This window comes from Pantoea sp. E956-1 (genome assembly GCF_982223955.1).
Window position 1 is genome coordinate 177,412 of sequence record NZ_CEUYZP010000006.1, and the last position, 18,639, is coordinate 196,050.

The following is an 18,639-nucleotide window of genomic DNA, read 5'->3' on the forward strand; positions in this document are numbered from 1 at the left end:
GAAAAGCTTAGCGTTTTTTACCGAAAGCCGCAGCCAGCGCATCACCCATCACACTGTTACCTGCTGACGAGCTGACCGGACGCGGACGACCTTTCGCGGTGTTCTGACGTTTCTCTTCACGCGGAGCACCGTTCTTCGCGCCACCACGTGCATTACCTTCGCCTGGCTGCTCATCAAGACGCATGGTCAGGGCAATACGCTTGCGCTGGAGATCGACCTCCATCACTTTCACTTTAACGATATCGCCCGCTTTCACCACCTGATGCGGATCTTCCACGAAGCGATCGGAGAGCGAAGAGATATGCACCAGGCCATCCTGATGCACGCCGATATCCACAAATGCACCGAAGTTGGTTACGTTCGTGACGGCACCTTCGAGGATCATGCCCGGCGTCAGATCGTTCAGCGTCTCTACGCCTTCAGCGAACTGGGCGGTTTTAAACTCAGGACGCGGATCGCGGCCTGGCTTCTCCAGCTCTTTCATGATGTCGGTGACGGTCGGCAGACCAAAACGTTCATCAATGAAATCGCGGGCGCTGAGGTTACGCAGGCTGCCTGCGTTGCCCATCAGGTCGCTCAGTGCCTGCTCGGTGGCGGCCAGGATGCGCTCCACCACCGGGTAGGCTTCCGGATGCACAGTTGAGGCATCCAGCGGGTTATCGCCATGGTTGATGCGCAGGAAGCCCGCACACTGTTCAAAGGCTTTTGGCCCAAGGCGGCTCACTTTCAGCAACTGCTGACGGTTCTGGAAGCGGCCATGCTCATCACGCCAGCCGACAATATTCTGCGCCATCATGCGCGTCAGGCCCGCCACGCGGGTCAGCAGCGGCACCGAGGCGGTGTTGAGGTCAACGCCGACGGCGTTCACGCAATCTTCTACTACGGCGTCGAGTTTCTTCGCCAGCTGACTCTGACTGACGTCATGCTGATACTGACCCACCCCGATCGATTTCGGGTCGATTTTCACCAGCTCTGCCAGCGGATCCTGCAAACGCCGCGCAATCGACACCGCGCCGCGCAGCGAAACATCGAGATCCGGGAACTCCAGCGCCGCCAGTTCAGAGGCCGAATAGACAGATGCGCCAGCTTCACTGACAATCACTTTCTGCGCCGTGACCTGCGGGAACTGCTGCTGCAGATCCAGGAAGAAGCGCTCAGTTTCACGTGAAGCGGTGCCGTTGCCAATCGCCACCAGCTCAACCTGATGCTTAATGCAGAGTGCCGCTACGGCGGCTGCGGCTTTCGCGGTCTGGCCGGTATGCGGATAAACGGTATCGGTCGCGACGACCTTGCCGGTGGCATCGACCACCGCCACTTTGACACCGGTGCGCAGACCCGGATCCAGCCCCATGGTGGCGCGCATACCGGCGGGTGCGGCCATCAGCAGATCGTGCAGGTTGCGGGCAAAGACGTTAATCGCTTCATCTTCTGCGCGTTCGCGCACCGTGCCCATCAGCTCCGTTTCCAGATGCAGCATCACCTTGATGCGCCACGTCCAGCTCACCACCGCTTTACGCCAGCTGTCGGCAGGAGCGTTATTCAGGCGCAGGTTCAGGTGCTCAGCAATCAGCGTTTCGCCGTGGCTCTCACGCGGTGCTTCATCAAACTGTGGATCGGCATTCAGCGAAAGTTGCAGTACGCCTTCGTTGCGGCCACGCAGCATCGCCAGCGCACGGTGCGACGGCACGCCGCTCAGCGCTTCGTGGTGATCAAAGTAGTCGCGGAACTTCGCGCCCGCTTCCTCTTTGCCTTCCACCACGCGTGACACCAGATGGGCATTTTTCCACAGGTAATTACGCACTTTCGCCAGCAGCGCGGCATCTTCAGCGAAACGCTCCATCAGAATGTAGCGGGCACCATCCAGTGCGGCACGAACGTCGGCGACACCTTTGTCGGCATCGACATACTGTTCGGCAAGCTGCTCAGGGACGTGAGACGGCTCCTGCCACAGCGTCTCCGCCAGCGGCGCCAGACCGGCTTCGATAGCGATCTGTCCACGCGTCCGGCGTTTCTGTTTGTAGGGCAGGTAGAGGTCTTCAAGCTCGGTTTTGCTGAGGGTGGTGTTGATCGCGCGGGCGAGGTCGTCAGTGAGTTTCCCCTGATCGTCAATCGACTTCAGAATCGACTGGCGTCGCTCTTCAAGTTCACGCAGATAGCTGAGGCGGGTTTCCAGCTGGCGCAGCTGGGTATCATCCAGCCCGCCGGTGACCTCTTTACGATAGCGTGCGATAAACGGCACGGTATTCCCTTCATCCAGCAGGCGAACGGCGGCGTCAACTTGCTCTGGACGCGCCTTGAGCTCACTGGCAATTATCTGGCTCAGAACTTTCATCATCAGGATTGTCTTGCTTTCCGGGTTGAGAAATAGCCGACAGTTATACGGATTGATGGTTAAAATTGCCAGAGACGCGGGCGGCTTTCAGCGATAATCTGAAGGGTTATTGCGGGTAGTCAATCGCGTTGATATACCACAGCGCCGGCCCCACTGGCGTCTCGACGGTGGCGGCATCGCCGACCTCTTTTTTCAGCAGCGCCCGCGCCATGGGCGAGTCGATGGAGATGTAATCTTTGCGGCCAAAAATCTCATCGTAGCCCACAATGCGGAAGCGTTTGAGGTCGCCCTCATCGTTTTCAATTTCCACCCAGGCACCAAAGAAGACTTTGCCATCCTGCTGGGGTGAATAGTCAACGATACGCAGCTGTTCAAGACTTTTGGTCAGATAGCGAACGCGACGGTCGATTTCACGCAGCCGTTTTTTATTGTACTGATAATCGGCATTTTCACTGCGATCGCCAAGACTGGCGGCCCAGGTGACTTTTTTTGTCACTTCCGGTCGCTCTTCACGCCAGAGATAGTCGAGTTCTGCTTTCAGCTTGTCGAAGCCTTCGCGGGTAATGAGTCGGGTTTTCATGCTATACCGGCCAGAGAGATCCAAAGAGGAACAGTGTAAGACAAAGGGGGCGCGGCAAAAAAGGGCGGGGAAAGGGTTTTTAAAGGCTAAAAACCCACGTTGACTTCCCCGGCGGCGAAAGGGTTAGTGCTGAACAATAATCTGAAGCTGTGAAAGACGTCGTGATAGTTATTTACCGGCGTGAGTCGCCGTGGTGGTCGATGTACCGGTGCTGTGACCGTCACCGCCGCCGCCGCCCATGGTGGCCAGCGCAACGCCCAGCAGGGCTGCGACTGCGCCAACACCGATGGCGTTAGAGTTACCTTGTGCTGTCGTGGTTGCCGCTGCGCCAGCCGCTTCACCGGTGGCGGTAGCAGCATAAGCTGGGCTGACGCTGCTTAATGCCAGCGCGCTCAGCAGTAAAATGGTTTTTTTCATTGTATGTATTCCCCGTTGAGACATCGAATGTTGCCTGAGCAGTCTGGTTGAAAACGGAGAAGGCGAAAAGTTGGCTTTACTGATTGATTTAACGGACTTTAATTTCAACTGGCCTTGCTGGTGGCACCGCTGAAACTAATCCGAGAGGAGAGTGAGGCGTTACGCAGGTTTACTGGAATATTATGCTGTCTGACTGCTGTTGAGGTAGATTATCTGGAGCTTATCCACAATGATGGCTGATCATTAAGTCAAATTGTCTGCTAACTCACTGAATTCGTTCATCGAATAAAAAATGGCCTGCTTCTGACGCCAGTGATTCAGAGAAACAGGGCGGTTTTTTCAGATTTGCCGTAACCGGGGCCGGGCAGCGCCAGACGCGTTAAAACTGACCCGAAATCGCCTTAAATCAAATATAAGCTCCTGTTTAATATGCTTTGTAACAATTTTGGCTAGAATATAAACCATTAATGACTGTCACTATAAGGCATCTTTTTTTAACAATGTTGGCTCAGGCAATAGCGCCTTTGGGAGTAGAAAATGCAAGAGAACTACAAAATTCTGGTCGTCGATGATGATATGCGTCTGCGTGCACTGCTTGAACGCTATCTCACCGAGCAGGGCTTTCAGGTGCGCAGTGTCGCTAATGCCGAGCAGATGGATCGCCTGTTAACCCGTGAATCCTTTCATCTGATGGTGCTCGACCTGATGTTGCCGGGCGAAGATGGTCTCTCTATCTGCCGTCGTCTGCGCAGTCAGAGTAACCCGATGCCGATTATTATGGTGACCGCCAAGGGCGAAGAGGTGGATCGTATCGTGGGGCTGGAGATCGGCGCTGACGACTATATTCCCAAACCCTTTAACCCGCGTGAGCTGCTGGCGCGCATCCGTGCGGTGCTGCGCCGTCAGGCCAATGAACTGCCAGGTGCGCCTTCGCAGGAAGAGGCGATCATTGCCTTTGGTAAGTTCAAACTTAACCTCGGCACCCGCGAGATGTTCCGTGAAGATGAGCCGATGCCGCTGACCAGCGGTGAGTTTGCGGTGCTGAAAGCACTGGTCAGCCATCCGCGTGAGCCGCTGTCTCGCGATAAGCTGATGAACCTGGCGCGTGGCCGTGAATACAGCGCCATGGAACGTTCGATTGACGTCCAGATCTCCCGCCTGCGTCGCATGGTGGAAGAGGATCCTGCGCATCCGCGCTATATCCAGACCGTCTGGGGTCTGGGCTACGTCTTTGTGCCGGACGGCAGTAAAGCATGAAGCGACTGCGCTTCTCGCCTCGCAGTTCGTTTGCCCGCACCCTGCTGCTGATCGTTACCCTGCTGTTTGTCAGCCTGGTAACGACCTATCTGGTGGTGCTGAACTTCGCCATTCTTCCCAGCCTGCAACAGTTCAATAAGGTGCTCGCTTACGAAGTTCGTATGCTGATGACCGACCGGTTGCAGCTGGAGGATGGCACGCAGCTGGAAGTGCCACCGGCGTTTCGCCGGGAAATCTACCGCGAACTGGGGATCTCGCTCTACACCAATGCAGCAGCAGAGGAGAGCGGATTGCGATGGGCGCAGCACTATGAATTCCTGAGCGAGCAGATGGGCCAGCAGCTTGGCGGCCCCACCGATGTGCGGGTTGAGGTTAACAAAAACTCACCCGTCGTCTGGCTGAAAACCTGGCTGTCGCCCGATATCTGGGTGCGGGTGCCGCTGACGGAGATTCATCAGGGTGACTTCTCGCCGCTGTTCCGCTACACCCTGGCGATTATGCTGCTGGCGATTGGCGGTGCCTGGCTGTTTATCCGCATCCAGAACCGACCGCTGGTGGATCTGGAGCACGCCGCCCTGCAGGTCGGGCGCGGGATTATTCCTCCGCCGCTGCGCGAGTATGGCGCGTCAGAAGTGCGATCGGTGACCCGCGCCTTTAACCAGATGGCGGCCGGGGTGAAGCAGCTGGCGGATGACCGCACGCTGTTAATGGCGGGCGTGAGCCATGATTTGCGAACGCCGCTGACCCGTATTCGTCTCGCCACCGAGATGATGAGCGAGCAGGATGGCTATCTGGCCGAATCGATTAATAAAGATATCGAAGAGTGCAACGCCATTATCGAACAGTTCATCGACTACCTGCGTACCGGTCAGGAGATGCAGACTGAGCGCGCCGATCTTAACAGTGTGCTGGGCGAAGTGGTGGCCGCTGAAAGCGGCTATGAACGTGAGATCGAAAATGCGGTGATGCCGGAAGAGTTAATGCTGGATATCAACCCGCTGTCGATTAAACGGGCACTGGCTAACCTGGTGGTCAACGCCGCGCGATACGGTAATGGCTGGATCAGGGTCAGCAGCGGACGGGAACTGCATCGTGCCTGGTTCCAGGTGGAAGATGATGGACCTGGCATCAAGCCGGATCAGCTGGCGCATCTGTTCCAGCCCTTTGTGCGTGGCGACAGTGCCCGCAGCACCAGCGGTACCGGTCTGGGTCTGGCGATCGTGCAGCGTATTATTGATGCCCATCAGGGCTCGCTGGAGATTGGCGAGAGCGAACGCGGCGGTTTACGCATTCGTGCCTGGTTGCCGTTAGTGGAAAGCATGGCGCTGAGCCACAATAACGGCAGCAACAGCGTGTCGGGATGATAAAAACGGCGCGGCAGTTTCATTGCCGCGCCGCTTCTTTTAGCGTTGCGGGCCAGCTTTCACCAGCGCAGCACCTGCGGCGGTATCTGTGTACTTGTCGAAGTTATCAATAAAGCGCTGTGCCAGACCTTCGGCGGCGGCGGTCCACTTCTCCTCACTCTCCCAGCTACGACGCGGATCGAGCGTGTCACTATCCAGTTCGCCCAGCATAACCGGCATCTGCAGATTAAAGATCGGCAGCGTTTCCATCGGCGCATCATCCAGCTCACCCGCCAGAATGGCATTGATAATGGCACGGGTATTCTTCAGTGAGATACGTTTGCCGCTGCCGTTCCAGCCGGTATTAACCAGATAAGCCTGCGCACCGGCCGCCTCCATCCGTTTCACCAGCACTTCCGCATACTGCGTCGGATGCAGCATCAGGAATGCCGCGCCGAAACAGGCGGAGAAGGTGGGGGTCGGCTCAGTGACGCCACGCTCGGTACCCGCCAGTTTGGCGGTGAAACCTGACAGGAAATGATACTGCGTCTGCTCCGGCGTCAGACGTGATACCGGTGGCAGCACGCCAAACGCATCCGCGGTCAGGAAAATCACTTTCTTCGCGTGGCCCGCTTTTGAGACCGGCTGCACGATGTTGTCGATGTGATTGATCGGATAGGAGACGCGGGTGTTTTCGGTTTTGCTGCCGTCGTCATAATCGACGCTGCCATCTTCACGCACCACCACATTTTCCAGCAGCGCATTGCGGCGAATGGCGCGGTAGATCTCCGGCTCAGCCTGCTCAGAGAGATTGATGGTTTTGGCGTAACAACCGCCCTCGAAGTTAAACACGCCATCATCATCCCAGCCGTGCTCATCATCGCCGATCAGCTGGCGGTCAGGATCGGTAGAGAGTGTGGTTTTACCGGTGCCCGAGAGGCCAAAGAAGACCGCTACATCGCCCGCTTTACCGACGTTTGCTGAACAGTGCATCGAGGCGATGCCTTTCAGCGGCAGCAGGTAGTTCATGATGGCGAACAGACCTTTCTTCATCTCGCCGCCGTACCAGGTTCCGCCAATCAACTGCATGCGTTCAGTCAGATTGAAGGCGACAAAGTTTTCAGAGTGCAGACCCTGCGCCTGCCAGTCTGGATTGGTGCATTTGGCGCCGTTCATCACCACAAAGTCAGGGGTGAATTCGGCCAGTTCAGCGTCGTCAGGCTGGATGAACATGTTCTTCACGAAGTGTGCCTGCCAGGCCACTTCGGTGACAAAACGTACGCTCAGACGCGAATCGGCATTGGCACCACAGAACGCATCCACCACAAACAGGCGCTTGCCGGAAAGCTGGCGGGTGACGCAGCTTTTCAGCGCGTTCCAGGTCTCCTGCGACAGGGGCTGATTGTCATTTTTGCCGGTGCCCTGGTCGTTCCACCACAGGGTATCGCGCGTGGTGTCGTCACGCACAATGTACTTATCCTTTGGCGATCGCCCGGTGAAAATCCCGGTGTCTACTGCAATCGCGCCGCTCTGCGTCAGGGTGCCACGAGCAAAACCTTCGAGGTCCGGGCGCGTCTCTTCCTGAAATAGCGTGTCGTAATCAGGGTTGTAAACCACTTCCGTGGTATCCACGATGCCCAAAGCGGCAAGGTCTTGCGAGGTCAGGCCGTTAACGCGCATTTTACTGCTCCTTAAATCGGTGTCTGTTCTGCAAAGCAGAGATAGGTTGGGATCGTGCCAGCGGCTGTTGCATCGGCTGCGGCAAATCACTGACAGTCGACTGCGCTTCGTCACGACAGCCTGCAAAGATCACCGGACTGTTCAGGGCATCTGCCTCTGACTTCCGGGCGTTTGCACGATCGCGCGCAGTTTACTCTTCTGCGTTAAGGGAAAAAGGGCAGTGATCTAAAAATGCGACTCAGGGCGCGTTAAGGCTATGTTTCGAACGTTTAAAAGATGTTATGAAAGTAAAAAAAGATAATTTGTCTGAAAAATTATGGGGATAGAGATGGGGGGCGGGGAAGGGGCGGCAGAAGCCGCCCGATAAATCAGTGAAGCTGGTTATTATTCTCAAGGGAGTGGCTGCGGATACCGGCGATATCGACGGCGTCAAACACGTAGTTTGAGCCGCAATAGTCGCAGTGCATGTCGATTTTGCCATCTTCCGCGATGATCTCATCCACCTCTTCCTGCGGCAGCGTGTTCAGTACTTCGCCACAGCGCTCACGCGAGCAGGTGCATTTGTAGATCACCGGCTGCGGATCGTAGAGGGTGACCTCTTCCTGATGATAGAGACGCCACAGCGCTTCATTCGCAGGCAGATCGATCAGCTCTTCCGTTTTAATGGTTTCGGTCAGCGTTGCCAGATGGTCGAAAACCTCTTTCTCCGTATCCTGCGCCGGCATCACCTGCAGCAGAATACCCGCGGCGCCTTTGTCGCTGGTGCGGATAAACAGGCGCGTTGGCAGCTGCTCTGAGCGCATGAAGTAATCTTCCAGGCACTCCGCCAGAGTTTCACCTTCCAGTCCCACCACACCCTGATAACGTTCGCCCTTTTCAGGGGAAATGGTAATCACCAGATAGCCATTGCCCACCATGCTTTTCAGGGTACTGTCGTCCGGGATGTCGCCTTTGATACGCGCCACGCCGCGCAACTCCTGGTTGTTGTTACCGTTGATCACCGCCAGCGACAGCGGACCGTCACCCTGCAATTGCACCGTTATTTCGCCATCAAACTTCAGTGTGGCAGTCAGCAGGCTGGTGGCGACCAGCATCTCACCCAGCAGCGTTTTAACCGGTGCCGGATAGTCATGGTTCTTTACGGTTTCACGCCAGGTGTCAGAGACGTTCACCAGCTCGCCGCGCACGGCGGCATTTTCAAACAGATAACGGTGCAGTTGATCCTGGACTGACATATTTTTCTCTCACTGGTACGGGGCGATGGCGCGTCAGCTAAGACGGCGTTACTCATCGCCCGATAATTTAAACTTCATCAAATCGCGACGCTCTTTTTTGTCAGGTCGCCGATCGGGATGGGGCATAGTCAGCGCATTCATTTTGCGCGCCTGCGCCATTTTTTCGCGTTTTTCAATGCTGGCATCGGTTTCGCGATAGAGTTGCTGGGCCTCGCTGGCGGGACGGCGCTGAGCGCTGATGTCCGCCACCACCACGGTGCGTTCATCGTTGCCCTGACGCAGTGTCAGTTCCGCATTCAGCTCTACCACCTTGCCGGGTTTGCTGCGCTGGCCGTTGTAATGCACTTTGCCGCCTTCAATCATCTCCCGCGCAATCGCCCGGGTTTTGTAAAAGCGCGCGGCCCACAGCCATTTGTCGAGGCGAACCTCTTCGCTGCTTTTCTCTTTCTTCATTGCTGCTCCTGACTCAGATCAGCGTCCGGTAATCGCCGGTGGCGCGATGACGCTGAAAGATTTGCTCAGGACGACCCGAATCGGGGTTCTTTACGCCTAAGCACTCGCCGATGCCCCATGACGTTGCAGCATCCAGAATCACTTCGCTATCATCGATAAACAGCGTGCGCGGCGCAGAAAAGCCGGTGTGCTGTTGTACCGCCTGCCATAAACGTTGGTCTTCTTTCGGATACCCAAAGGTATGGGTGGAAAGTAATAAATCAAGGTGCGGCGCTAAACCTGTCTGCGCCAGTTTGACGTCCAGATTGTAAGGATGCGCGTTGGTCAGCAGGATAGTGGACTTGCCCGCGCAGCGCAGAGCCTGCAAAAAAGGCAGCGTATCGTCACGCAGCGCAATGCGGCTGCGCATCGCCCAGGTCATGGCACGGATGTCCAGCGCCAGCGCTTCTGCCCAGTAATCCAGACAATACCAGTTTAGCGTATGGGCGACGGCCTGATACTTTTCCGCGATGATCGCTTCGGCTTCCGCCCGGGTGATGCCGCGTTGCTGACTGAGTTGTTCAGGCACATGCTCCAGCCAGAAGTGACGATCAAACGCCAAATCCAGCAGCGTGCCGTCCATGTCGAGCAGCACGGTATCAATCTCAGACCAGTTGAGCATGCGGATGATTCACCCTGTAAAAAACCGGGCGACAGGGTAGCACAGAAGGGCAGGGCTCAGAATATCGGGCGCACGCTCTGCAAAGTGCCGAGGTTATGATTGAAGCACTTGTCGTAGTACTGCTGGATATCGAGCATGCGCTGGCGATTACGGTGCATACGGCGCAGGGCCATTAACCCATTGATCACACCGCAGGCCAGCAGCACCAGCAGCAGCAATACCGTGCCGAGATAACGCCACTGGGCCATAGCATCCGGTTCATTGTGCAGCATGATGTGACGCGTGCCGTTGGCATCTGTTGAAATGCTGGTGATGATGCCGCTGGCGCTGAATGGCGTATGCAGCAGCATGGCGGAGATACGTTGCAGCTCACGCCACTGAGCAGGCGGATCGAGATCAAATAGCGACACGGTTGGCTGAGGCTGATTCACCAGCTGGCGACCCTCATCGCTGACGATCAGGAACCCGCCTGGCGGCGGGCTGTTAAGATTTTCTGCTGCACGACGGGTTTCGCGGAAAAAGAAGGTCGAGGTGGCGGTATTGACCAGGTTTTCCAGGGCTTCGGCGCTGACCGGCCGCAGCAGCACATTCATGCCGTTTAGCTGGCCGGAATCTGCCCGGCGCATCAGCGCTTCCCAGTCTTTGGCATTGCCCAGGTTCACCAGCGCATTTTTCAGACGCATACAATCCTGTGGCTGATTACAGAGATCCTGTGTTTTCACCACCAGATCTGAGAAGTCATCCAGCAGGATCATCCCTGACTTCTGAATCGCGGACGCCAGCTGCGGATTCAGTTTGGGATCGGTATTGGTTTCCGGATGCAGCTGCCTGGTGGTGGTCTCCAGCAGAGCAGCGGCTTTATCAATAATATCCGATTGTGGCTGCGGCAACGGCGTGGCGTTATTCCAGTAGACCGCCGAGCAGTCGAACGGCATATAAGCGTAGCTTCGGTTGCTCTGATAGTTGTCCGGCACCGAACACATGCCGGTACCGCTCACCTTGAGGTTGTCGCCAATATTCAGGGGCACGCTGCTGAGTTTATCGACGCTGCTGACCTCCAGGCTGTCGGTGCCCCTGGCCCAGGCCAGACTGAGCTTGATCGGCATGCCGAGCGGGATCCAGGTGACCAGCATGGTCAGCACCATCAGCGAGCCACAGGCCAGCACCACGTTTTTCCGCCAGCGCTGAATAGGGAAGTTTTTGACTTCATCCTGCAGCGACAGGAAGCGACCCTGACGTACCACCTGACGGTTGAGGTAGATCTCCACATCCGTCACCTGGCCGAGATCGTGCGCGACATAAGGCTGCCAGTGCGGTGGATAGGCGAGGTCAATAATCCCCAGCGTGATATTGCTCTGCTCCTGGTTCGATTCGCTGAACAGGCCCCAGCGCTTTGGCGCGCCGCGCAGGCAGTGTATGTCACGCAGGCCGCGCTCACCCGGAATGCGGTAGAGCAGCCACAGGCTGGCGGCAATCATGACTGCACCCGTCAGCACCAGCCAGATCATCAGCGTTGCGGGTACTAACAGGCTGAAGAAAAACAGTAAGAAGGCAAGAGAGATGAGCACCGCTTCACGCGTGCCATCTGGCCGCGACAGACGATACTCTTCCGGTGTCTCTTTGCGCACCTGCAGCAGTTCGACGTTTTCCGTTTCCGCTTTGCGGATAGAGGCGTTGGTCGACACCGGACGCATCAGCGTCGGCAGCGATTGCTGATCCACGGCGTAATCCACCAGCGAGTGGCCGTTCAGCGAGATCACCAGCGGAATAGATTGGGTGCGGATTAACTCTACGTAGTTTTCGTCGGCGATGTACTGCTCCCACAGCGGCGGCAGATGAACTTCAACTTCATCAAGGTAGTAGCGCCATTTATGGGGATCGTCCGTGGAGAGTCCGTAGCGGGTAATCGCACGGGTAACGGGATAGACATTGTTGCTCTGTGCCGTCAGCGTCAGACGTTCGGACGCGCTGCGCTTATCGGTCGTCACCGTGGTACGGGGCTGCTTTTCCAGCGCGGCGACATACTTATCAACCGCCTCACGCTCCTGAGCAGAGAGTTTACGGCAGGGCGGACTGATAAATGGCAGCGGTTTCGCCAACGGCGGACGATGCCGCATAGCGTACCAGAACCCAATGCCTGCCAGGATTGAACAGGTCAGCACTATGGCCAGGATCATCAAGATTGTGCTCATGCTCTGCTCAATTCAGCCAAAATGCTGCCTTCACTTTAAACTTTCGCTTCCGGTTATGCTCACTATAAAAGAGGCATTCCGGAAGATTATATAACCCTGAGGAGTCAGACACCCGATGAAATAGTGCCAGCGTATATCTGATTGGCATTTGTTAAACCCTGCCTTGTCCGAATGGTAACCGGCTAAGACTGGATTAAATATCGGTATTATCTGAAACTTATCGCAGCATATTGACTAATGCAAATTTAGTCTTAACTGATAACCAAAGGCTGTTATTCAAGCGCTGTAATCTGTGCAACGATAACGTCATGGTCTGACTGTCGCACAATTGCCTGCGGTTAGGTATGCTAATTCGCTCCTGATAGCCGGCGCAGAATAATTTGAGGCTGATATGAAAATTCCAAAAAAACCTGACATCCTCAATATCACCGCCGTGGCACGTTCACGGTTATTCACCATTGAATCGGTCGATCTGACTTTCAGCAATGGTGCGCATCGCGTTTATGAGCGGATGAAGCCCTCAGAGCGTGAAGCGGTGATGATTGTGCCGATTATTGATGACCATCTGATCCTGATTCAGGAGTATGCCGTCGGACTGGAAACCTATGAGCTTGGTTTCCCCAAGGGGCTGATCGATTCAGGTGAAACCGTGAATGAAGCGGCGGTGCGCGAACTGAAAGAAGAGGTCGGTTTTGGTGCTGATGAGCTGACAACGCTGGGCAAACTCACTATGGCGCCCTCCTACTTTTCCAGCAAAATGAATATTGTGGTGGCGGAAGGTCTCTATGCCGAAACGCTGGAAGGCGATGAGCCGGAGCCGCTGATTGTCCACCGCTGGCCGCTGAGCGATATGATGTCGCTGCTGGATGAACCCGATTTCCGCGAGGCACGTAATGTCAGTGCGCTGTTTATGGCGCGCGAATGGCTGGTGAAGCAGGGGCGGCTGAGTTACTGAGCGAGCGCATCGGTAAGGAAACGCGCCTGTCAGCAGGCGCGTTTCGATTTTATTCTGCTCTTGCATTTTCCTGTATGGCTGATGCGGGCTTCAACAGCGGGGCGATCAACAGATAAACCACGCATGCCACGAGAATCGAATTAAGCACCGGTACGCCGTGCTCAACCAACAGCCCGGTGGCTGCGCCCGCTGCGCTGGCAATCAGTGCGGGCCAGCCGATAAGCTGAGACGTTGCCGGTAAGGAATTGCTGTTGCGGCTCAGCGCCAGCGTCTGGCGGTCAGTTTTAAGCACATAGTAATCAATGATCATCACGCCCAGTACTGGCGGGAAGATGATCCCCAGAAGTTCCAGAAAATCGACAAAACGATCAAGAATCCCAAGAATTGAACAGAGTGTGCCAAGCATGCCGAGCAGCAGCGTAATCACAGGATAACGCGGTTTATAGCTGGTTAAGCCTTCAATCGCATTGGCGATGCCCAGCGTTGACGAATAGAGATTCAGGTCGTTAATGCGCAGGGTAGAAAAGACCACAACCAGCAAACCCAGTGAGCTGGTAGTTTGAGTAATAATCGCGATGATGTCTGAGGTCTGCAATTCTCTGGCAATCAGAATCGCCAGCCCATTAATCCCATATTCTCCCGCCAGAATGGTCAGCAGCGTAATGGCGAAGACATCTTTACCGTTACGTGAGAAACGCGTCAGGTCGGGAGTCATCAGACTGGCCAGGATTGCACCGCCAATTACCATGGTAATGGCGGCGCTCACGGTAATGGTTTCGCTCGCAATAACCGGCGGCGTCATCTGGCCAGTCTGGCCGTGGAAAGCGTGCCAGAAAATCCAGCCGACCAGCACGATGAAGAGCGGAACCGCAATGCGTGCGGTAAAGCGCAGCGCCTTAAAGCCAAAGGTAACCAGTAAAGTCAACACGGCTCCTGAAAGCGCTGCCGACTCTGCAAAGCTGATTTTGCCGTTAAGGGCATAGCTCAGCGATCGGGCGAAAACGGCGTTCTGAATGCCGAACCAGCCCAGCAGGCTGACCGCGACCAGCAGACCAATGAACACTGAGCCGTGGCGACCAAAACCACACCAGCGAGCCAGCAGACTGCCCGGCAATCCCTCGCGCATCCCTGCATAGCCGAGCGCGAAGGTCAGCACGCCAAAAAGCAGGCTGGCCAGAGTGATTGCGGTAAACGCCTCGCCCGGCGTCATGCTGTTGCCCAGAACCGCGCCAAGCATAAACTGATCCAGCGCAGTCAGCATGCCCATATGCACAATAGCGACGCTAAGCAGTGAGAGCCTTTTATTTGCAGGTACAGGGCTCAGTGGATAATCATCAAATTTACTCACAACATGGTTTCCTTACCGATTTATATATAAATAACGCCTGTGCTGAGAAACCTCTCTGGCAGATAATTCTCCAGTGACTCCGCACGACAGTAGCTCTCAAATTGTTGTAGCGAATGTACACCCGCTTTTTGATAAAGCGTGGTGATGCGGTTACCGATAGTTTTTACGCTGAGGTTGTAGATGCGGGCGATCTCTTTCGCGCTGAATCGCCGTAGCAACAGGAAAATGACATCCAGCTCGGCGGGGGTGAACAGGGAATGTTCCAGGCGCGTCGTCAGTACAGAGGATTTTTTGGGATCGATAAAACTCATTGCCGTAAGGTTATCCACCGGACGTGCATTCCAGATGCAGCCCAGCCACTGATTTCGGTTGTCGAAAACAGGGTATTTCTCGCTGATGAAAGGGGTGAGATAATTGTTGCCATACCAGTAGTGGGTTTCAATCACGGCCACGCTACTGTTATTCAATTTTACCTGTTGATCATGCTCGCAGAATTCATCGGCGCAATCACTCCAGCGCGTGGGGAACTCACTGTCTCTTTTTCCCTCAAATAAATAACTTTTAGGCGTAGCAGTATACATTTTTGCAGCTTCATTCATATAAAGATGCTGCGATGCGGCATTCTTGAAACCCCAGGGTGTCGGTAATAAATCCATGGTGGTGGCGAATGCAGAAATGAAATCATCAATACTACGGTATGGGCTGTCCATGGCGCCTCGCTGAAAGCATTCCGATTATAATCTTTTTGCCAGATAATAACGTGCGTAGCGCTGCGCATATCCATCCTGTTCGCCATAGACGCGATAACCCAGTTTTTCGTAAAAACCACGTGCCTGGAAACTTAACGTGTCAACGACGGACATATGGCAGCCTCGATTACGCGCTTCTTCTTCCGCTGCCTGCATCAGCTGACGTCCTGTGCCATGCAGGCGCCAGGTATCCTCTATCCATAAATAATGAATATCCAGCGTGCCACACCAGGTGTGGGCTAACAGGCCACCCTGGATATTTTTCTGATCGTCATACAGGATAACATTCAGCGTTTTCATATTGATGTCAGCAAAGCGTCCATTATGCTGCCAGAGTCGCTGAATAATATACTCTTCAGTATCGGGGTCTTGCATATGGCCCACTTTAATTTCCATATATAAAAGTATCCATAGGTGATTAAATCAAAATAGAGGTTATCGGGCTTTCTATTCCTATCATGATGATAAGCGATGTGCAAGAGTTAATATCCCTCCTGTTATTGAACGCAATTAATATTAAGCTGGTTATCGTTGTTCAGCTGATATGCCAATAACTATGTTTGCTGACACCAGGGAAGACTAAGCTAATCATAGCGATATAATAACTAAATTCTTTTTTTAGGTTCACTTTCTGAATCGCTTCATACACATTGCTTTATATTATCTGACTGATTTAATGCCGATCGCTCAGGATGATCGGCATTTTCCTCAGCAACAAATGATGATCTCTCTCCGGCTTTTACCTTTCTTTTTCCCCATCCCAGTTGACTAAGTCGCTCAGGCACGAAAAGTATCGCGTGTTTCATCAGGATAAGCGGGCCGATAAAAAAGGCTGATCACTTCAGGTGATCAGCCTCAGATATTTCACATTGCAGATATCACATCAGAACAGCTCGTGACTCTCACCGTTATCCATAATGGTGGTACCTGCATCATGAACCGAATATTCGGTTGGCTGTGTGCCATTGATGAAGTACTCCTGACGGGTGTTACCGCCCCCATTTGCCAGCTTACCGGTGCTGCGGTCGATAGTGACGGTGACCACACCATCCGGCGGCGTTAACGGCTGCACCGGTACACCTTCCAGCGCGCTCTTCATGTACTCATCCCATGCCGGTTGCGCACTCTTCGCGCCGCCTTCATAGCCCGAAATCTGATCGGGAATGGCGCCGGAGAGCGTGCTGCGGCCCAGATTGCGGCGCGCATCATCAAAGCCAATCCAGACGGAGGTGACCACGCCAGGGCCGTAACCCGAGAACCAGGCATCTTTCGAGCTGTTAGTGGTACCGGTTTTACCGCCGATATCATTACGCTTGAGGTCACGTCCGGCACGCCAGCCGGTGCCCATCCAGCCCGGTTCGCCAAAGATATTACTGTTCAGCGCACTCTTGATCAGGAAGGTGAGCGGGGTGTTGATCACGTGGGGTGCATATTGCTGCTCACCCTGTTGTGACTGAGCAGGAACCTGCTCCAGTTCAGGCTGAGGAACGGCCTGATTCTGGTTGTTATTTGAGGCCGCAACGTTCTCGACGCTCTCTTCATTCAGAGCCAGCGCTTTTTTGGTCTCGCCGTAGATCACCGGCAGATTGCACTGAGGACAGGCGATCTTCGGTTTCTCTTCAAATACGATGCCGCCCTGTTCGTTCTCAATTCGGGTAATGAAGTAAGGATCGACCAGGAAGCCGCCATTCGCCATCACGGAGTAGCCGCGCACCACCTGTAACGGGGTAAACGAGGCCGCACCTAATGCCAGCGATTCGGTATGAACAATGTTCTGCGCCGGGAAACCAAAGCGCTGCAGATACTCCGCGGCGTAGTCCACGCCCATCGCACGCATCGCACGCACCATCACCACGTTTTTCGACTGGCCTAAACCCTGACGCAGGCGAATCGGACCATCGTATGTTGGCGGTGAGTTCTTGGGACGCCAGTCAGCACCCGCACCTGCATCCCAGCGTGAAATCGGCACATCGTTAAGGATTGAGGCGAGCGTCAGCCCGCGATCCATTGCGGCGGTATAGAGGAAAGGTTTGATGTTAGAGCCGACCTGACGCAGCGCCTGGGTCGCACGGTTAAACATGCTCTGGTTAAAGGCGAAACCGCCCACCAGCGCGCGCACGGCACCATCATTCGGATCCAGCGAGACCAGCGCCGAGTTCACATCCGGCACCTGGCCCAGCCACCACTCATCACCCACTTTACGCACCCAGATCTGCTGGCCGGCCTGCAAGACCTGCGTCACGCTTTTCGGCGTCGGGCCCTGCACGGTGTCAGACTTATAAGGACGCGCCCAGCGCACACCGGCTAATGCCAGCGACACATTGCTGCCATCTTTCAGCATCACGGTCGCCTCATCGCTGCGCGCTTCCGTTACGACTGCCGGATGGAGCGGGCCGTAGACCGGCAGCGCCTTCAGCGCTTTCTCAATCTGCGTCTGATCCCAGGCCGGTTCACCCACTTTCCACAGCACGCTGGTCGGGCCGCGATAGCCATGACGCATATCGTAGGCCATGACGTTATTGCGAACGGAGGTCTGCGCGGCTTCCTGCAGGCGACGGGTTACGGTGGTGTAGACCTTGTAACCGTCGGTGTAGGCATTCTCACCGTACCGTTTCACCATCTCCTGACGCACCATCTCGCTGAGATAGGGAGCAGAAAAAGCAATTTCCGGGCCGTGATACTTCGCGACCAGCGGCGTATTACGTGCCTCGTCATACTGCTGCTGCGTGATGTAATGCTGATCCAGCATACGCGCCAGCACCACGTTGCGGCGCGACAGAGCGCGACTCGGCGAGTAAAGCGGGTTAAAGGTAGAAGGCGCTTTCGGCAGACCGGCAATCATCGCCATCTCACTCAGCGACAGCTGGTCAACCGGCTTACCAAAATAGACCTGCGAGGCTGCGCCGACGCCATAAGCTCGGTAGCCGAGGTAGATCTTATTCAGGTAGAGCTCAAGGATTTCATCCTTGTTCAGTAACTGCTCAATACGGATCGCCAGAAACGCTTCCTTTATTTTACGCATCAGTGTGCGTTCCGGGCTCAGGAAGAAGTTACGGGCCAGCTGCTGAGTAATGGTACTGGCACCCTGCGAGGCGTGACCGGAGACCAGCGCAACGCTGGCCGCACGGAAAATACCCACCGGATCAACACCATGGTGCTCATAAAAACGGCTATCTTCGGTCGCAATAAACGCTTTCACCATCACAGGTGGCACTTGCTGCAGAGTTAAAGGAATACGGCGCATTTCGCCATACTGGGCGATCAGATCGCCATCGGCGCTGTAAACCTGCATAGGGGTTTGCAGACGCACATCTTTCAGCGTGTTTACGTCGGGCAGCTGTGGCTCTATGTATTTGTATAAACCATAAATCGAGCCAGCTCCCAACAGGATGCAACACACTGCAAGGATCAATAAATACTTTACGAACTTCACCTGG

Annotated in this window: 15 protein-coding genes; 3 read left to right on the top strand and 12 right to left on the bottom strand. The window is 55.1% G+C overall.

The genetic code is table 11. The features are described 5' to 3' along the window. Positions 1-7: 7 nt before the first annotated feature. The 3 genes from AC0T7J_RS16115 to yjbE form a co-directional block, all read right to left on the bottom strand. Positions 8-2,335, bottom strand: a complete 2,328-nt coding sequence (locus AC0T7J_RS16115) for a Tex family protein (protein ID WP_473795329.1) — start codon at positions 2,333-2,335, stop codon at positions 8-10. A 103-nt stretch (positions 2,336-2,438) separates the two neighbouring features. Next, positions 2,439-2,912 (bottom strand): transcription elongation factor GreB, encoded by a 474-nt coding sequence (greB, locus tag AC0T7J_RS16120; RefSeq protein WP_010253180.1) that lies wholly within the window; start codon positions 2,910-2,912, stop codon positions 2,439-2,441. 168 nt (positions 2,913-3,080) lie between these two features. Next, positions 3,081-3,329, bottom strand: a complete 249-nt coding sequence (gene yjbE / locus AC0T7J_RS16125) for an exopolysaccharide production protein YjbE (RefSeq protein ID WP_086906577.1) — start codon at positions 3,327-3,329, stop codon at positions 3,081-3,083. Positions 3,330-3,866: 537 nt separating this feature from the next. Between yjbE and ompR the strand changes: the two genes are divergently transcribed. Together ompR and envZ are read left to right on the top strand one after the other, a co-directional pair. Next, a complete protein-coding gene (ompR, locus tag AC0T7J_RS16130; protein ID WP_003853014.1) occupies positions 3,867-4,586 on the top strand; it encodes an osmolarity response regulator transcription factor OmpR in 720 nt (239 codons plus the stop codon). Continuing rightward, entirely contained in the window at positions 4,583-5,950 is a 1,368-nt protein-coding gene (gene envZ / locus AC0T7J_RS16135; protein ID WP_010253168.1) for a two-component system sensor histidine kinase EnvZ, read from the top strand. The genes ompR and envZ overlap by 4 nt, the downstream gene beginning before the upstream one ends. 39 nt (positions 5,951-5,989) lie before the next feature. Here the strand turns inward: envZ and pckA are convergent, their stop codons facing one another. From pckA to AC0T7J_RS16160, 5 genes are all read right to left on the bottom strand, one after another. Beyond that, on the bottom strand, positions 5,990-7,609 hold the full coding sequence (gene pckA / locus AC0T7J_RS16140; protein WP_473795330.1) for a phosphoenolpyruvate carboxykinase (ATP): 1,620 nt from the start codon (positions 7,607-7,609) through the stop codon (positions 5,990-5,992). A gap of 368 nt (positions 7,610-7,977) precedes the next feature. Then, entirely contained in the window at positions 7,978-8,844 is an 867-nt protein-coding gene (hslO, locus tag AC0T7J_RS16145; protein WP_335570270.1) for an Hsp33 family molecular chaperone HslO, read from the bottom strand. Between the two features lie 48 nt (positions 8,845-8,892). Next, positions 8,893-9,297 carry a ribosome-associated heat shock protein Hsp15 gene (gene hslR / locus AC0T7J_RS16150; protein WP_010253159.1) on the bottom strand — a complete coding sequence of 135 codons (405 nt, stop codon included), beginning with the start codon at positions 9,295-9,297 and terminating at the stop codon, positions 8,893-8,895. 13 nt (positions 9,298-9,310) lie between these two features. After that, positions 9,311-9,958, bottom strand: coding sequence for a GMP/IMP nucleotidase (yrfG, locus tag AC0T7J_RS16155; protein WP_473795331.1), 648 nt, complete (start codon positions 9,956-9,958; stop codon positions 9,311-9,313). Positions 9,959-10,014: 56 nt separating this feature from the next. Beyond that, entirely contained in the window at positions 10,015-12,150 is a 2,136-nt protein-coding gene (locus tag AC0T7J_RS16160; protein ID WP_473795332.1) for an intracellular growth attenuator family protein, read from the bottom strand. A 391-nt stretch (positions 12,151-12,541) separates the two neighbouring features. Between AC0T7J_RS16160 and nudE the strand changes: the two genes are divergently transcribed. After that, entirely contained in the window at positions 12,542-13,105 is a 564-nt protein-coding gene (nudE, locus tag AC0T7J_RS16165) for an ADP compounds hydrolase NudE (protein ID WP_473795333.1), read from the top strand. A 49-nt stretch (positions 13,106-13,154) separates the two neighbouring features. Here the strand turns inward: nudE and AC0T7J_RS16170 are convergent, their stop codons facing one another. The 4 genes from AC0T7J_RS16170 to mrcA form a co-directional block, all read right to left on the bottom strand. Then, the gene (locus tag AC0T7J_RS16170; RefSeq protein WP_473795334.1) at positions 13,155-14,453 is read right to left on the bottom strand and encodes a cytosine permease; all 1,299 of its coding nucleotides are present in this window, start codon (positions 14,451-14,453) and stop codon (positions 13,155-13,157) included. A 20-nt stretch (positions 14,454-14,473) separates the two neighbouring features. Continuing rightward, entirely contained in the window at positions 14,474-15,163 is a 690-nt protein-coding gene (locus tag AC0T7J_RS16175; protein WP_039388899.1) for a helix-turn-helix transcriptional regulator, read from the bottom strand. A gap of 24 nt (positions 15,164-15,187) precedes the next feature. Beyond that, the gene (locus AC0T7J_RS16180; protein ID WP_109652945.1) at positions 15,188-15,598 is read right to left on the bottom strand and encodes a GNAT family N-acetyltransferase; all 411 of its coding nucleotides are present in this window, start codon (positions 15,596-15,598) and stop codon (positions 15,188-15,190) included. Positions 15,599-16,085: 487 nt separating this feature from the next. Continuing rightward, positions 16,086-18,635, bottom strand: coding sequence for a peptidoglycan glycosyltransferase/peptidoglycan DD-transpeptidase MrcA (gene mrcA, locus AC0T7J_RS16185; RefSeq protein ID WP_473795335.1), 2,550 nt, complete (start codon positions 18,633-18,635; stop codon positions 16,086-16,088). Positions 18,636-18,639 lie beyond the last annotated feature (4 nt).

Coding starts and splice junctions, on each gene's coding strand:
- AC0T7J_RS16115 (WP_473795329.1), bottom strand. CDS start 2,335: ATGATGAAAGTTCTGAGCCAGATAATTGCCAGTGAGCTCAAGGCGCGT.
- greB (WP_010253180.1), bottom strand. CDS start 2,912: ATGAAAACCCGACTCATTACCCGCGAAGGCTTCGACAAGCTGAAAGCA.
- yjbE (WP_086906577.1), bottom strand. CDS start 3,329: ATGAAAAAAACCATTTTACTGCTGAGCGCGCTGGCATTAAGCAGCGTC.
- ompR (WP_003853014.1), top strand. CDS start 3,867: ATGCAAGAGAACTACAAAATTCTGGTCGTCGATGATGATATGCGTCTG.
- envZ (WP_010253168.1), top strand. CDS start 4,583: ATGAAGCGACTGCGCTTCTCGCCTCGCAGTTCGTTTGCCCGCACCCTG.
- pckA (WP_473795330.1), bottom strand. CDS start 7,609: ATGCGCGTTAACGGCCTGACCTCGCAAGACCTTGCCGCTTTGGGCATC.
- hslO (WP_335570270.1), bottom strand. CDS start 8,844: ATGTCAGTCCAGGATCAACTGCACCGTTATCTGTTTGAAAATGCCGCC.
- hslR (WP_010253159.1), bottom strand. CDS start 9,297: ATGAAGAAAGAGAAAAGCAGCGAAGAGGTTCGCCTCGACAAATGGCTG.
- yrfG (WP_473795331.1), bottom strand. CDS start 9,958: ATGCTCAACTGGTCTGAGATTGATACCGTGCTGCTCGACATGGACGGC.
- AC0T7J_RS16160 (WP_473795332.1), bottom strand. CDS start 12,150: ATGAGCACAATCTTGATGATCCTGGCCATAGTGCTGACCTGTTCAATC.
- nudE (WP_473795333.1), top strand. CDS start 12,542: ATGAAAATTCCAAAAAAACCTGACATCCTCAATATCACCGCCGTGGCA.
- AC0T7J_RS16175 (WP_039388899.1), bottom strand. CDS start 15,163: ATGGACAGCCCATACCGTAGTATTGATGATTTCATTTCTGCATTCGCC.
- AC0T7J_RS16180 (WP_109652945.1), bottom strand. CDS start 15,598: ATGGAAATTAAAGTGGGCCATATGCAAGACCCCGATACTGAAGAGTAT.